The organism is Streptomyces sp. M41(2017), from assembly GCF_002078175.1.
Taxonomy (GTDB): Bacteria; Actinomycetota; Actinomycetes; order Streptomycetales; family Streptomycetaceae; genus Streptomyces.
Window position 1 is genome coordinate 380,125 of the sequence record NZ_MWFK01000002.1, and the last position, 13,332, is coordinate 393,456.

The 13,332-nt window shown below is 70.6% G+C and carries 15 protein-coding genes; 10 read left to right on the plus strand and 5 right to left on the minus strand.

Annotated elements, in window-relative coordinates:
- Positions 1-185: 185 nt before the first annotated feature.
- The gene (locus B0675_RS41545; protein ID WP_179165451.1) at positions 186-347 is read right to left on the minus strand and encodes a hypothetical protein; all 162 of its coding nucleotides are present in this window, start codon (positions 345-347) and stop codon (positions 186-188) included.
- Between the two features lie 394 nt (positions 348-741).
- Here B0675_RS41545 and B0675_RS27335 point away from each other — a divergent pair, with 394 nt between their 5' ends.
- Genes B0675_RS27335 through B0675_RS27355 form a run of 5 tightly spaced genes read left to right on the plus strand, consistent with a single transcriptional unit; the run spans position 742 to position 4,729 of the window.
- Positions 742-1,404 (plus strand): DedA family protein, encoded by a 663-nt coding sequence (locus B0675_RS27335; RefSeq protein ID WP_081222272.1) that lies wholly within the window; start codon positions 742-744, stop codon positions 1,402-1,404.
- Complete coding sequence (locus tag B0675_RS27340) at positions 1,401-2,006, plus strand: phosphatase PAP2 family protein (RefSeq protein ID WP_081222273.1); 606 nt, start codon at positions 1,401-1,403, stop codon at positions 2,004-2,006. Before B0675_RS27335 ends, B0675_RS27340 begins: the two co-directional genes overlap by 4 nt.
- Positions 2,003-2,734, plus strand: a complete 732-nt coding sequence (locus B0675_RS27345) for a phosphatase PAP2 family protein (RefSeq protein WP_081223914.1) — start codon at positions 2,003-2,005, stop codon at positions 2,732-2,734. Before B0675_RS27340 ends, B0675_RS27345 begins: the two co-directional genes overlap by 4 nt.
- Positions 2,688-3,350, plus strand: a complete 663-nt coding sequence (locus tag B0675_RS27350; RefSeq protein WP_081222274.1) for a response regulator transcription factor — start codon at positions 2,688-2,690, stop codon at positions 3,348-3,350. The genes B0675_RS27345 and B0675_RS27350 overlap by 47 nt, the downstream gene beginning before the upstream one ends.
- A gap of 20 nt (positions 3,351-3,370) precedes the next feature.
- Positions 3,371-4,729, plus strand: a complete 1,359-nt coding sequence (locus B0675_RS27355) for an ATP-binding protein (RefSeq protein ID WP_179165452.1) — start codon at positions 3,371-3,373, stop codon at positions 4,727-4,729.
- A gap of 40 nt (positions 4,730-4,769) precedes the next feature.
- Here B0675_RS27355 and B0675_RS27360 read toward each other — a convergent pair whose 3' ends face one another.
- A complete protein-coding gene (locus tag B0675_RS27360; RefSeq protein ID WP_081222276.1) occupies positions 4,770-6,242 on the minus strand; it encodes an MFS transporter in 1,473 nt (490 codons plus the stop codon).
- A 156-nt stretch (positions 6,243-6,398) separates the two neighbouring features.
- Here B0675_RS27360 and B0675_RS27365 point away from each other — a divergent pair, with 156 nt between their 5' ends.
- The gene (locus B0675_RS27365; RefSeq protein ID WP_081223915.1) at positions 6,399-7,046 is read left to right on the plus strand and encodes a TetR family transcriptional regulator; all 648 of its coding nucleotides are present in this window, start codon (positions 6,399-6,401) and stop codon (positions 7,044-7,046) included.
- Between the two features lie 140 nt (positions 7,047-7,186).
- Here B0675_RS27365 and B0675_RS27370 read toward each other — a convergent pair whose 3' ends face one another.
- On the minus strand, positions 7,187-8,263 hold the full coding sequence (locus B0675_RS27370; protein WP_081222277.1) for a HoxN/HupN/NixA family nickel/cobalt transporter: 1,077 nt from the start codon (positions 8,261-8,263) through the stop codon (positions 7,187-7,189).
- A 135-nt stretch (positions 8,264-8,398) separates the two neighbouring features.
- Positions 8,399-9,247, minus strand: a complete 849-nt coding sequence (locus B0675_RS27375) for a LysR family transcriptional regulator (protein WP_081222278.1) — start codon at positions 9,245-9,247, stop codon at positions 8,399-8,401.
- Between the two features lie 103 nt (positions 9,248-9,350).
- Here B0675_RS27375 and B0675_RS27380 point away from each other — a divergent pair, with 103 nt between their 5' ends.
- Complete coding sequence (locus tag B0675_RS27380) at positions 9,351-10,094, plus strand: SDR family oxidoreductase (RefSeq protein WP_081222279.1); 744 nt, start codon at positions 9,351-9,353, stop codon at positions 10,092-10,094.
- A gap of 61 nt (positions 10,095-10,155) precedes the next feature.
- On the opposite strand, the gene B0675_RS27385 is transcribed toward B0675_RS27380, so the two are convergent.
- The gene (locus tag B0675_RS27385; protein WP_081222280.1) at positions 10,156-10,689 is read right to left on the minus strand and encodes a MarR family winged helix-turn-helix transcriptional regulator; all 534 of its coding nucleotides are present in this window, start codon (positions 10,687-10,689) and stop codon (positions 10,156-10,158) included.
- Between the two features lie 249 nt (positions 10,690-10,938).
- Between B0675_RS27385 and B0675_RS27390 the strand changes: the two genes are divergently transcribed.
- The 3 genes from B0675_RS27390 to B0675_RS27395 all read left to right on the plus strand — a co-directional run bounded on the left by B0675_RS27390 (position 10,939) and on the right by B0675_RS27395 (position 13,318).
- Positions 10,939-12,462, plus strand: coding sequence for an MFS transporter (locus tag B0675_RS27390; protein ID WP_081222281.1), 1,524 nt, complete (start codon positions 10,939-10,941; stop codon positions 12,460-12,462).
- Between the two features lie 229 nt (positions 12,463-12,691).
- Positions 12,692-12,910, plus strand: a complete 219-nt coding sequence (locus B0675_RS40740) for a beta-galactosidase small subunit (protein ID WP_241540022.1) — start codon at positions 12,692-12,694, stop codon at positions 12,908-12,910.
- Between the two features lie 138 nt (positions 12,911-13,048).
- Complete coding sequence (locus B0675_RS27395) at positions 13,049-13,318, plus strand: GlsB/YeaQ/YmgE family stress response membrane protein (RefSeq protein ID WP_081222282.1); 270 nt, start codon at positions 13,049-13,051, stop codon at positions 13,316-13,318.
- Positions 13,319-13,332 lie beyond the last annotated feature (14 nt).

Genomic DNA, 13,332 nt, shown 5'->3' on the forward strand with positions numbered 1-13,332 from the left:
ACCGGCGCAGAGCCATGACAACCCGACCCTGACACGAAGGCCCGGGCATGGCCGCGGCCCGTCGGCGGCGGGTGCGCGGCCGCGTGCCTCTGAACCGGGACGGCCTGGGCCGGAAGGGGGTGTCGCGGGCAGGCCGTGAAGTGAGGCACCGCACGCCCGTCCTGGCGCCGTGGCGAGAGGCTTCTTCACCTGCGTCGGGGCACGGCCATGGTGTCGATCAGGTCGGCGAGGAGGGCAGCCGACGGTTCGACCGTGCCGGTGACCGCTGTCCGCGCGTGGTCGTGCCACGGTTCTCGACGTGGGCGCACTCCCCCGTCGCGGCCGGTGAGGGCTTCCGGGTTCTCCAAGGTCGGACACTCCTGATCCTGCGGCAGGGAGAGGCGGCCGCCCGAAGACGACCGCGATGCTCCGACCTTGTCAGCGCCCGCCTGAACGCTTCCTGAACGCCCGACCGCTCTCGGGGCGACCCGCATCCAGGGCGTACGGCGCGACATCTCCCCGCCCGCAGGTCTTACGAGCTGCTCCAGAGGACAGCGGCGAGCCGCATGGTCGGCCGGTCACGGCCTGTCCGGCCTGCCCTGCCGTGAACCGCGCCGTGTCACCCCGAGCACCGCGGCGCGGGGAACTTCCCACCCCTCACCATCGTCTACAGTTCAGTAGACCGTCTACGGAACTGTAGTCGTACGCCGGCGTCGCCCCCTTCACGCCGGGCGGCCAACGGAAACGAAGGGCTCCCCGAACATGATCACGGACCTGGCCTCCCAGCTGGCCGTCAACGTGCTCGACGCGAAATCGCTGCTCGCCGCGTTCGGTGTGGTCGGAGTCGGCGTGATCCTTTTCGCCGAGACCGGGCTGCTGATCGGGTTCTTCCTGCCCGGCGACTCCCTGCTGTTCACCGCGGGCCTGCTGTGCACCGGCAGCGCGGACCGCAGCCTGCAGCTCTCCCTCGGTCCGCTGCTCGTTGCGGCGGCCGTCGGGGCACTGGCGGGTTCCCAGTGCGGATACGTCCTGGGCAGAAGGGCGGGAGGCGCCCTGCTTGAGCGCAGTCACTCGACACGTCTCCACGAGGGGGCGAACCGGGCACAGGCCCTGCTCGAACGGTACGGCTACGCCAAGGCGATCATGCTGGCCCGCTTCGTACCGGTGGTACGCACGGTGCTGAACCCGATGGCCGGCGCGCTGGGTGTGCCGGTGCGGACCTTCACCCTCTGGCAGGTGGTCGGCGGACTCGTCTGGAGTATGGGGCTGGTTCTGGCCGGCTACGCGTTGGGCTCCTCCGTACCGAACGTGGACCGCTATCTGCTCCCCATCGTCGCGGTGATCGTGATCGTGTCGCTGATCCCGCTGGCGTCCGAGGTGTACCGCTCGCGCCGTGCCTCCAAGACCCGGGAGTCCAACGGATGATCCTGGCTCTCGGCGGCTCATCGATCGACGGCTCCGCCTACACCGACGTGGTGGACCTGGCCCGCGAATCTCCCTCGTGGCTCGACAGCGCCGTGTCCGTGTGGTCGACGTACGGCCTCACCCTGTTCGCCCTCCTCATGGCCGTCGGATGGTGGGGAGCCCGGCGCGTGAGCCCCACGGCGGCGTTGCGCGCCCTGGCCGTGCCGCTCGTTGTCGTCCTCGCCTTCGGGATCGACATGGTTCTGAAGTCGTTGGTGCGGGAGGACCGCCCCTGCCGGGGTCTGAAGGTGAGCACGCTGGAAGCCTGTCCCGCGCCCGGCGACTGGTCCTTCCCCAGCAACCACGCCGCGATCGCCGCCGCCGCGGCCGTAGCCCTCCTCTTCGTCGGCCGCCGGCTCGGCGCCCTCGCCGTGGCCGCCGCCTGCGCGATGGCCGCCGCGCGGGTCTGGGTCGGTGTCCACTATCCGCACGACGCGGTGGCCGGCCTGCTGGTGGGCTCACTGGTGGCACTCCTCGCCATGTACGCGCTGCGGTGGCTGCCCGATTCGCTGGCGCCGCGCGTCACGGCCACCCGGTTGCGACCGCTGGTGGTGGCGTCATGAAGCGCGGCGATGCGGCCGAGGTCGCCGGAGGGTGCGGCCTGGGCGCCTGGGTCGCTCTCGGCGTACTGACCATGGTCGTCGTGGGGCATGACGGCATGCCCCTGTTCTGGGACAGCGGCCTGCTCACCTGGTCCGTCCACCACCGGCCCGACGTGGTCGTGGCGCTCGCCCGGGGGATCACCGACACGGGAACCGGCATCGTTCCCTACGCGCTGGCCGTACTGGCAGGGGTGGTCGCGGGACGCGGCAGACGCCGGCGACTGGTGGCCGTCTCGATCTGCGTGGCCTTTCTGGGGACCGGGCAGGCCCTGCGTTACGGGTTGATGGCGATCGTCGCGCGGCCCCGGCCGCCGAGTCATGTCTGGGAGACACATGCCTCCGGGTGGGCGTTCCCGTCCGGTCACACCACCACGGCCGCCCTCACGGCAGGGCTGCTCGTCGTCGCCGTGGGCGTGCGGCGGCCTCCTGGCGGAGTCGTCCTCGCCACGGTCATCGGCGTCTGGGGTGTCCTGGTCGGACTCACGCGGATCTACCTCGGAGTCCACTGGTTCACCGACGTCGTCGGCGGATGGCTGTTCGCCCTGGGATGGCTTGGCCTGTGCCTGGGCGCGACGGCCCGGTGGCTCCCCCGTCGGCTGACCCCCGGTCCGACCGTCACAGAAACACCGCGGGGGGAGGGCCATGCGTCACACGATCCTGATCGTGGAGGACGATCACGCCCTGCGTGACGTCCTGGTGCGCGGACTGCGCGAGGAGGACTTCGACCCGATCCCCGCGCCGGACGGCGCCACCGCCCTGCGGCTGGCGACCGACGCCGTCGCCGCCGCGGTCCTCGACGTCGGTCTGCCCGACGCCGACGGACGGGACGTCTGCCAGGCGATGCGCGCCAACGGATTCGTCTCCCCCGTCATCTTCCTGACCGCGCGTCACCGGCTTCCCGACCGGCTGGCCGGATTCTCCGCCGGGGGCGACGACTATCTGCCGAAGCCGTTCCACCTCACGGAGCTGGCGGCCCGGCTGCGCGCGGTCATCAAGCGGACCGCCCCGTCGGCGCCGGCCACCACGGGCGACCTGACGCTGGACGCGGTCCGGCACGTGGTGAGCGTCCGGGGTGTCCGGGTCGACCTGACGCCGACCGAGTTCCGCATCCTGGCCGCGCTGATCGCCGCTTCCGGCGGCATCGTGCGACGTCGTGAGCTCGTCCGGGCGGCCTGGCCCGAGGGCGCCCAGGTGCACGACAACACACTCGACCAGTACCTGACGAGGCTCCGTCGCAAGCTGCGCGCGGCGGGCAGCGACCGGACGATCGGCACGGCCCGCGGCGTCGGGCATCACCTGTCATGAGTCGGGCGAACCTCCCGCCGATGCGCGCCGCACGCGTTCTGCTGCGCTTCCTGACACCCCGGACACTGCGGGGCCGGCTGTCCCTGGTGGCGCTCACGACGGCCGCCCTGCTGATGGCGGTCCTCACGCTGGCCTTCAACGCCGTGGCCCAGCAACGGCTTCAGCACCAGGCGGACGACGAGCTGCGCACGCGCGCGGCGGCTGTCGCCACGACGATCGACACCACGGGCACGACCGTGCGGGTCATGGAGTCGTCCCACGACAACCTGCTGGACGCGAACGTGTGGATCTACGCGGGTCCGCAGCTGCTGGAGGCACCGCCGGGCACCGCGAGCCCCCTGACGCACGTCGCCGACCGGCTGGCGGCACACCCGGGCCGGGTCTGCGTCACGACCACGTCCCACCGACCGTTCCGGCTGTGCGCGCTCCCGGTGGCCGGGGGACGCAGCGAGGCGACGGTGATCACCGCTCTGGACCTCTCCCCGTACCGCAGTTCGGCCGACACCCTGCTCCTCGGATCGCTCGCTCTGGACGCCGTCATGCTCGCCTCGACCTACGCGCTCACGCGGCTGGCCGTCGGGCGGGCGCTCCGCCCGGTCCGCGCGATGACCGACCAGGCCTCCCAGTGGAGTGCCGTGGCCTCGGCGGAACGCTTCGGCAGCAAGGGGCATCCCGTCGAACTCACTCGCCTCGGCACGTCGCTGGACTCCCTGCTCGACCGGATCCGTACGCTCCTGCGTCACGAACAGCAGCTCACCGGGGAGCTGTCGCACGAACTCCGTACCCCGCTGAGCCGCATCATCGCCGAACTCGACTGGTGGCAGAGCCGCCCACGTACCGCCGATCAGACCCGCGCCACCCATCAGGTCATCACCGATGCCGCCGTGTCCATGCGCACGATCTGCGACACGCTCCTGGACGACGCCCGCGACGGCTCCCCCGTCACTCCGGGTACGGCCGCATCCCTCACCGCCCTGCGCCGAGTGGCCGAGACCTCGTGCCCGCCGGCGCACTTGACGATCGTTGTCGGCGGGTCGTGCCCGACGATCGGCGTCGCACCCGCACTCCTCGAACGCATCGTCAGTCCGCTTCTCGCCAACGCGTGCCGCTACGCCCGCGCCCGCGTCACCGTCCGGGTGCACGACACGTCCGACGGCGTACGGATCGAGGTCACCGACGACGGACCGGGCGTGCCGCCCCCGTTCGTGCCCCACCTCTTCGAGCCCGGCCGCCGGGCCGACCCCGGCGACGGGCACAGCGGCGCGGGTCTGGGACTGCCGCTGGCCAGGCGGCTCGCCCGTTCCGCCGACGGAGATCTGCGCTTCGACCACCGGCACACCGCCGGGGCCAGGTTCGTCGTGTGTCTGCCCGCGGGATGACCCCGGCACGGCGTCGCCTCCCGCGCCGGGCTCTCCGCGGTCAGGCCGCTTCCTCGACCGGGGCTTCCTCGACGGTGTGGGAGTCGGTGAGGCTCAGAGCGCCGGTGGCCGCGATCAGTCCGACGACGACCGCGAGGACGGCATAGGTGATCCGTTCGCCGTGGAAGAAGGACGCGACGAGGTCGCCGCTCCAGGTTCCGGCGGGGAGCCGGGTGGTGACCAGCGCGGCGATCAGGGTGCCGACGACGGCGGTGCCGACGCTGGAGCCGACCTCCTGTGCGGTGTCGTTCAGGGCGGCGCCGATGGAGGTGCGGTTGCTCGGCATCGCGTCGACGAGTGCGACCGCGCAGATGGTCATCACGGTGCGCAGGCCCACGGTCATGAGCACCATGCAGACGGCGATGGCGGCGTACCCGTGGTCGACCCCCCAGGAGAGGCCCGCCAGCGAGCCGGCCAGACAGGCCGCCCCCACCAGGCACGCGATGCGGTGGCCGAACCGGCGCCCGAGCCATTCGGACAGCGGAGTCGCGACGAGCATGGTCACGATGATCGGCAGATTGGCCAGGCCGGCGCGTACCGGGCTCCAGCCATAGGCGTACTGGAAGTGGAGGATCAGTCCGAACATCACGCTGGCCATCGCGATGGACGTACCGATCTGCGCGATGGCGGCGCCGCGGACGGTGCCGTTCGTGAAGAGCTTCAGGTCCAGCATGGGTGCGGCGCTGCGCCGCTCGTGGATGATGAACGCCGTCGCCGCCACCACGGCGCCCGCGATCGACGCCAGGGTGATCGAGGAGAGCCAGCCGTGCTCGACTCCGCTGGTCAGCGAGTAGCAGGCGAGTCCGATGGCGCTGACGCTCAGGACGGCGCCCGGCACGTCGAGCGCGTCCTTGGTGAGGTCCTCCGGTCGGTCTGCCGGGACGCCGAGCCGCACACCGATGCAGGCGATCAGCGCGATCGGGGCGTTGACGACCAGCAGCCATTCCCACCGCACATGGGCCAGCGCGGTGCCGCCGAGCAGCGGGCCGAGAACGAAGCCGGACATGCCGACGACGATCATCACCGTCATGGCGCGCATCCGCAGGGCCTTGTCGTCGAACAGGCGGAAGACCAGCGAGTTCGTGATCGGGGCCATGGCCGCGGCGGCGATGCCGAGTGCGGCGCGCAGGGCGATGAGCTCACCCGCCGTGGTGACCAGCACGACGCACAGGCTCAGCGAGCCGAACACGGCGAGTCCTATGAGCAGCACCCGACGGCGGCCGAGCCGGTCGGCCATCGACCCGGCCGTCAGCAGCAGGCCACCGAAGGTCAGCGAGTACGCGCCGGTGACCCACTGCAGCGCGGTCGTTCCGCTGCCGAGGTCGCGACCGATCGTGGGCAGCGCGATCGACAGCAGCGTGTTGTCGACCATCTCGACGAAGAACGCCAAGCAGAGGGCGGCCAGCGGAATCCACGCCGCGCGGAGGGACGGATAGGCGGTGCGTGAGGGTTTTTGCAACGTGGCGGTGGTCATGACGGTCCTCTCGATCGAACGTCGTTCGGCTATCGAACAACGTACGATGCGCTACGATAGAACAACGTTCGATACGATGCAAGACACGACGAGAGGGAAGCCATGGCACGCCTGCAGGACCGCTCCGGCGCGGGACGTCGACGGGCCTCGCACTCGATGGAGTCCGTGCTCACCGAGGCGGTGGCCCTGCTCGACGAGGCCGGCGCCTCGGCTCTGACGTTCCGGGCGCTCGCACAGCGGCTCGGCGGCGGTGTCGCCAGCATCTACTGGTACGTCGCGAGCAAGGACGAGCTGCTCGACCTCGCGACCGACCACGTGATGGGTTCGGTGCTGGCCGACGTGGAGAAACTCCCGAGCAGCGACGACCCGATCGACGACCTTCGCGCCATGGCCGTGACGCTCTTCGACGCGATCATTGACCGGCCCTGGCTGGGCGCGTACTTCATGCGCAACACCAACGTCCAGAGCAACTCACTGCGCCTCTACGAGCGGCTCGGCCGGCAGACCCTCCGACTGGATCTCAGTGCGCACCAGCGGTTTCACGCCGTGTCCGCGATCGTGGGGGTCGTCGTCGGCTCCGCCGTCGACATGGGGCAGGAGCCGCCCCAGGAGATCCTCGACGGAGCGGTGGACCGCGACGAGTACCTCGGCCGCTATGCCGCGGCCTGGCGCGAGCTCGATCCCGAGGACTTCCCCTTCGTGCGCGAGATCGTCGACGAGTTCGACGGCCACGACGACGTCGACCAGTTCCGCTCCGCACTGGAGCTGACGTTGACGGGCCTCCGCCTTCAGGCCGGAGCCTGAGACCTCGGCGCGATGGCGCCGGCGGCACGGCGGGTTGGTCCCGGGCGGGTGCGGCGGGTTGGTCCCGGGCGGGTGCGGCGGGTTGGTCCCGTCGGCCAGGCGGGGCGCCGTGTGGGGATGTACGTAGGCGCGAAGGCGCCCTACTCGACCCGCTGCTCGCCCGGCTGCGCCAACCCCTCCGTCCACTTTTCCTCGATGCGGCCGAGCTTCCACACCAGCAGCGCGACGATCCAGGTGGCGAAGAACAGGCCGACGACGACGTAGCCGATGACGTTGAGGTCGAGGCCGGCGATCCAGTCCCAGAAGAAGCCGTGCAGGCCTGCCTTCTCGGCGACCAGTCCGAGCAGTTCGACGGTCCCGATGATGAGGGCGACGGCGACGGACAGACCCGTGACGGTGAGGTTGTAGTAGACCTTGCGGACGGGCTTGGAGAACGCCCAGCCGTAGGCGAAGTTCATGAACGAGCCGTCGATCGTGTCCAGCAGCGCCATCCCCGCCGCGAACAGGACGGGCAGGCAGAGGATCGCGTACCAGGGCAGTCCGGAGGCCGCTCCCGATCCGGCGAGGACCAACAGGGCGATCTCGGTCGCCGTGTCGAAGCCGAGCCCGAAGAGCAGGCCCAGCGGGTACATCTGCCAGGGCTTGGTGATCGACTTCATCAGGCGGCCCAGGATGCGGTTCATGAAGCCGCGGTTGTCGAGCTGCTCCTCCAGCGCCGCCTCGTCGTAATGGCCGGAGCGCATCGCCCGGAACACTCTCCAGATCCCCGCCATGATCAGCAGGTTGATGATCGCGATGACGTAGAGGAAGACCCCCGAGACGGTGGTGCCGATCCAGCCGGTGATGCTGTGCAACCGGGAGTCGTCGTTCTCCACCGGTCCCGCCAGCGCCTTGACGCCGAGGGAGAGCAGGAAGGCGAGCGCGAAGACGATGCTGGAGTGGCCGAGGGAGAACCAGAACCCGACGGACAGCGGGCGCTGCCCCTCGTTCATCAGCTTCCGGGTGGTGTTGTCGATCGCGGCGATGTGGTCGGCGTCGAAGGCGTGCCGCATCCCCAGGGTGTAGGCGGTGATGCCGATACCGATGCCGAACGTCTTGGTGCCCAGGCTGTAGTGCTCGGGCGCCACGACCGCGAGCAGCGTGAACCAGCCGATGACGTGCAGCGCGACGACGAACGCGGCCATCCCGCCGAGACGGGCCCACTCCTTGCGGGTCATCGAGGTACGCAGGCGATGCCATCTCGATCGATCGTTCGCAGCCACACCATCCAGCTTGCTGCAATACATTCGCATATACTACTAGGACGCAGTAAAGCCGAAGTCAGATGTCGACCGTGATCGCGACCCCACCGCTCACAGCGCGACCGCGGCCCGGACCAGTCCCGCGACCGCCGGCGAACGGCTGTGCGGGGGCCAGGCGATCACCGTGGTGACCTCGGGGGCGTCGGGGACCGGCACGGCGGTGAGATCCTCGCCGAGGCCGGCGCACGCCGACTCCGGGACGATCGCGCAGGCCCGGCCGAGGGCGATGAGCTGAGTGAGCTGCGTGTGGTCGCGCACCTGGGGGCCGGGGCCGTCCGCGAAGGCTCCGTCGGGTCGTGGCCAGCGTGGCAGGGGCAGCCCGGAGAGGCCGGTGATCTCGTCGACCCGCAGATGCGGGCGGGTACTGAGGGGATGGCCCGCCGGCAGGAGCACGATCTGGCGCTCCGTGTGCAGAACCTCGGTGTCGAATCCGGCCGTGTCGTCGAACGGCCGGTGCAGGAGGGCCACATCGGCCCGGCCGTCGTGCAGGACGCGCGCCTGCTCCCCCGGCCCGCACAGCATCACGTCGACGCGGACCGCATCGGGTTCGGCCGCGTAGGCGTCGAGGATCTTCGCCAGGAGCTCGCCGGAGGCGCCCGCCTTCGCGGCGAGAACGACGGAGGGGCTGCCGGTCGAGGCGAGGGCGGCCCGCCGCGTTCGACGCTCGGCGGCCTCGACGGCGTCCAGCGCCGCTCCCGCCTCCCGGAGAAGCACCGTCCCCGCGGCGGTCAGGGCGACACCTCGGCTGTCGCGGTCGAGGAGCGTGGCGCCCAGTCTCCGTTCGAGCTGGGCGATGGCCCTGCTCAGCGGAGGTTGGGCGATGCCGAGTCGCTGCGCGGCCCTGCCGAAGTGCAGTTCTTCGGCGACCGCCACGAAGTACCGCAGTTCACGCGTCTCCATCGGGCCAGCCTAGCCCGGTCCGCCAGGGACGATACCCGGGCGGTATCGCGGCACACCCGATCGGTCTTGGACAGGCGTCAGGGGCGGGCGAAGCATGGATGTCATGAGTGAAACGAACACCACCCACCGTCCGCAGGTCGCGCTGGTGACCGGAGCCAACAAGGGAATCGGGTACGAGATCGCAGCGGGACTCGGCGCCCTGGGCTGGACCGTCGGGGTCGGCGCCCGGAACGAGGAGCGGCGCGAGGCCGCCGTGGAGAAGCTGCGCGCGGCCGGAGTCGACGCGTTCGGCGTTCCGCTGGACGTGACCGACGACGCGAGTGTGACCGCCGCGGCCCGACTCGTGGAGGAACAGGCCGGGCGGCTCGACGCGCTCGTCAACAACGCGGGGATCACCGGTGGCGGACCGCAGGAGCCCACCACGGTCGATGTCGACCGGGTGCGAGCCGCCGTCGAGACCAACGTGATCGGCGTCATCCGCGTGACGAACGCCCTGCTGCCGCTGCTCCGGCGTTCACCTTCACCCCGGATCGTCAACGTCTCCAGCAGCGTCGGCTCCCTCACGCTCCAGACGACCCCTGGCGCCGAGGTCGGCCCCGTAGCCGTCGCGTACTCACCGTCCAAGACGTTCCTGAACGCCGTCACGGTGCAGTACGCCAAGGAACTGGCCGACACGAACATCCTCATCAACGCCGTCTGCCCCGGCTACACGGCGACCGATCTCAACGCCTTCCAGGGCGTGCGTACACCGCAGCAGGGAGCCGCCGCCGCGATCCGCCTCGCGACCGTGCCGGACGGCGGACCGACAGGTCACTTCTTCGACGACGAGGGCGAAGTGCCCTGGTAGTGACAGCGGGAGCCGCTCCCCGAGCGGCCGGATCGACGTCGTGGTGCGCCGACCGGTCGGGTCAGGTGCCGGACGATTCGCCGGCGGCCGCGGCGCAGTGCGCCTGGTCCGTCGGCCCGGCGGCGCGCAGCGGCCGCCCACCATGCGGAGCGGCGTGCGCGCGGTGCAGGACGCGCAGGGCGTCGGTCAGTGCCTGCGCCGCGTCGGCCTCCAGCGGAGCGAGATAGGCCGCCTCGGCCTCGGCGCGTGCCAGTTCCGCGTCCCGCAGGCAGGTGACTCCGGCGTCCGTGAGGGTCACCACGTTACGGCGTCGGTCCCGCGCGCTGCGATGGCGTTCCACCAGCCCGCGGCCTTCGAGTTCATCGATGACGGCCACCATCGTGGTCCGGTCCATGCCGATCGCCGAGGCCAACTCGTTCTGTGAGCGTTCGGCGCCGTCCGCCCCGATCACCGACAGCACGCCCAACTCGCGGGGCAGCACGCCGTACGGCTCGAGCGCCTCGGCCATGAGCGCCGCAAGTTCGAGGTAGGCGTGCTTGACCAGGTACCCCAGCCGCAGCGTGAGGAGGTCGGACAGTTCGGCGTCGTCCGTCATACGAGGTAGCGTATCCTGCTTCTGATAATCAGCAATGCTGACTATCGGTGGTGCTGCGCACCGGCAGCCGCCACGCCTACGCCTCACGACCTGCGCGGACGAGGCGACGGGGGGAACCGATGCCTCCTTCGTCGCGCCCTCTCCGCCACCGTCCCACCGCGTGTTCCGGCCCCCTCGCGCCGGAACACGCGCCTCCGTCCCGCGCCGCCTTCGCGGCGCATGCCTCACCAAGGAAGCGACGTCCTCGACATGAGTGACTCCATACCCGCCGGCGCCACCCGGACGGCACCAGGCTCGCCCGCCTCCGCCTCGGCCGAGACGGCCGATCCCCGCCGCTGGTGGGGCCTGGTCGTCATCGCCCTGGCCCAGCTCATGGTGGTCCTCGACGCGACCATCGTGAACATCGCGCTGCCGTCCGCCCAGAAGGCCCTCGACATGTCGGACGGCAACCGGCAGTGGGTCATCACGGCCTACACCCTCGCCTTCGGCGGTCTGCTACTGCTCGGCGGCCGGGTCGCCGACCTCGTCGGCCGCAAGCGCACGTTCATCATCGGCCTGATCGGCTTCGCCGCAGCGTCCGCCGTCGGCGGCGCCGCGACCGGCTCCGCGATGCTCTTCGGAGCCCGGGCCGCACAGGGCGTCTTCGGCGCCCTCCTCGCCCCTTCGGCACTGTCGTTGATGACGACGACCTTCACCGACCCGCGCGAACGCGGCAAGGCGTTCGGCATCTACGGCGCGCTGGCCGGCGCGGGCGGCGCCGTGGGCCTCCTGCTCGGCGGCATCCTCACCTCGTACCTGAACTGGCGCTGGTGCCTGTACGTCAACATCCCCATCGCCATCGTCGCCGTCGTCGGCGCGGTCATCCTGCTGCACGACCGCCCCGGCCACAAGGACGTGCGACTCGACGTGCCCGGCGTGATCCTCGGCTGCGGCGGCCTCATCGCCATCGTGTACGGCTTCTCCGAGGCCGAGCCGCGCGGCTGGGGCGACTCGATGGTCATCTCGCTGCTCGTCGGCGGCGTACTGCTGCTCGCCCTGTTCGTCCTGTGGCAGTCCCGCGCCAAGTCGCCGCTGCTTCCGCTGCGGATCCTGCGCGACCGCAACCGGGCCGGCTGCTTCCTGACCATGGGCTTCGCCACGATCGGCATGTTCGGCCTGTTCCTGTTCATGACCTACTACCTGCAGGGCATCCTCGGGTACTCCCCCGTCAGGACCGGTCTGGCGTTCCTGCCGATGTCCGCCGCGATCATCATCGGCTCGACGCAGATCTCCGCCCGGCTGCTGTCGCGCGTCCCGGCCCGCGCCCTCATGGTCCCGGGCATGTTCCTTGCCGCCTGCGGTCTGCTCATCCTGACCCAGCTCGGCGTCGACTCGTCGTACGCGACGCATGTGCTGCCGGCCGAGCTCATCATGGGTCTGGGCATGGGTCTCACGTTCATGCCCGTCTTCTCCACGGCGACGCAGGGTATTCGCCCGCAGGACGCCGGTGTCACCTCGGCCATGGTCAACACCTCGCAGCAGGTGGGTGGTTCGCTGGGCACGGCCCTGCTCAACACCATCGCCACCTCGGCCACGTCGACGTACATCGGCAGCCACCTCACCGACCCGTCCCGCAAGGCGCAGGTCGTGGCCGCGGGTGTGGTCCACGGCTACACCCACGCCATCTGGTACGCGGTCGGCGCGATGGTCCTCGCCGGCTGCTCCGCGGCCTTCCTGGTGAACGCCAAGCCCGTCGCCCACGGTGACGCCGCGACACCGAACGCCGCGCACTGACACCCGGACACCGAGCCGGACGACTCCGGTCCCGTCACGAGGCGCCGGCAGGGGAACTCCCCGGCCGGCGCCTCCGGCACAGTTACGACGGGCGCCTCCACAGTCGCGGTGGCCCCCGTGACCCGCCGATCCGGCGAACCGTCCGCGATCGGCCGCCCGCCCCCGGATCGCCTCGTCCGACCGCCGCATGCCGTCGCCCCGTACGTGCGTACTCAGGCCGCGCGCACCGGTGTTCGCACGAGCCGGGCACCCCTTCGAGCTCGCCGACTCCACGACGAGCCACCTCGTCGTCGACGCGGCCCAACACGGCCTCGGCTCACGGGCCCGCGGCCCGGACGTGTGGCCCGAGTTCGCGCTGCGCCCGGAGACCGATCAGGCTGCGCATCGCGGCGGGATGACGCGCAAAACCCTGGCGGTGTCGGCGGGTCTCGCCGCGGATGCGCCATAAGCACCAGATGCACCACCTTCGAACGCACACGATCGATTCACAGAATCCCCGAACCTGTCCACGGGTTTGAAATCGCCGACACGGAACACCCGGAGTCCCTGACACAGCCTTTATACGACCAGGTAGGAGACACACATCATGGGCATCATCGCCTGGATACTCATCGGTCTGCTCGCGGGCATCATCGCCAAGGCGCTCATGCCGGGCAAGGACCCGGGCGGCATCATCATCACGATGCTCATCGGTATCGCGGGAGGTCTCCTCGGCGGCTGGCTCGGCAAGGTCATCTTCGGCGTCGACTCCATCGACGGCTTCTTCGACCTCTCCACCTGGATCGCCGCCATCATCGGCTCGCTGATCCTGCTGGCCCTGTACCGGGTCTTCACCGGCAACCGCCGCCACGCCTGACCCCAATCCAGGCA

What these genes read in the sequence shown, in the direction of transcription:
- B0675_RS27335 (WP_081222272.1), top strand. Translation starts at nt 742, where the DNA reads ATGATCACGGACCTGGCCTCCCAGCTGGCCGTCAACGTGCTCGACGCG.
- B0675_RS27340 (WP_081222273.1), top strand. Translation starts at nt 1,401, where the DNA reads ATGATCCTGGCTCTCGGCGGCTCATCGATCGACGGCTCCGCCTACACC.
- B0675_RS27345 (WP_081223914.1), top strand. Translation starts at nt 2,003, where the DNA reads ATGAAGCGCGGCGATGCGGCCGAGGTCGCCGGAGGGTGCGGCCTGGGC.
- B0675_RS27350 (WP_081222274.1), top strand. Translation starts at nt 2,688, where the DNA reads ATGCGTCACACGATCCTGATCGTGGAGGACGATCACGCCCTGCGTGAC.
- B0675_RS27355 (WP_179165452.1), top strand. Translation starts at nt 3,371, where the DNA reads ATGCGCGCCGCACGCGTTCTGCTGCGCTTCCTGACACCCCGGACACTG.
- B0675_RS27360 (WP_081222276.1), bottom strand. Translation starts at nt 6,242, where the DNA reads ATGACCACCGCCACGTTGCAAAAACCCTCACGCACCGCCTATCCGTCC.
- B0675_RS27365 (WP_081223915.1), top strand. Translation starts at nt 6,399, where the DNA reads ATGGAGTCCGTGCTCACCGAGGCGGTGGCCCTGCTCGACGAGGCCGGC.
- B0675_RS27370 (WP_081222277.1), bottom strand. Translation starts at nt 8,263, where the DNA reads ATGACCCGCAAGGAGTGGGCCCGTCTCGGCGGGATGGCCGCGTTCGTC.
- B0675_RS27375 (WP_081222278.1), bottom strand. Translation starts at nt 9,247, where the DNA reads ATGGAGACGCGTGAACTGCGGTACTTCGTGGCGGTCGCCGAAGAACTG.
- B0675_RS27380 (WP_081222279.1), top strand. Translation starts at nt 9,351, where the DNA reads ATGAGTGAAACGAACACCACCCACCGTCCGCAGGTCGCGCTGGTGACC.
- B0675_RS27385 (WP_081222280.1), bottom strand. Translation starts at nt 10,689, where the DNA reads ATGACGGACGACGCCGAACTGTCCGACCTCCTCACGCTGCGGCTGGGG.
- B0675_RS27390 (WP_081222281.1), top strand. Translation starts at nt 10,939, where the DNA reads ATGAGTGACTCCATACCCGCCGGCGCCACCCGGACGGCACCAGGCTCG.
- B0675_RS27395 (WP_081222282.1), top strand. Translation starts at nt 13,049, where the DNA reads ATGGGCATCATCGCCTGGATACTCATCGGTCTGCTCGCGGGCATCATC.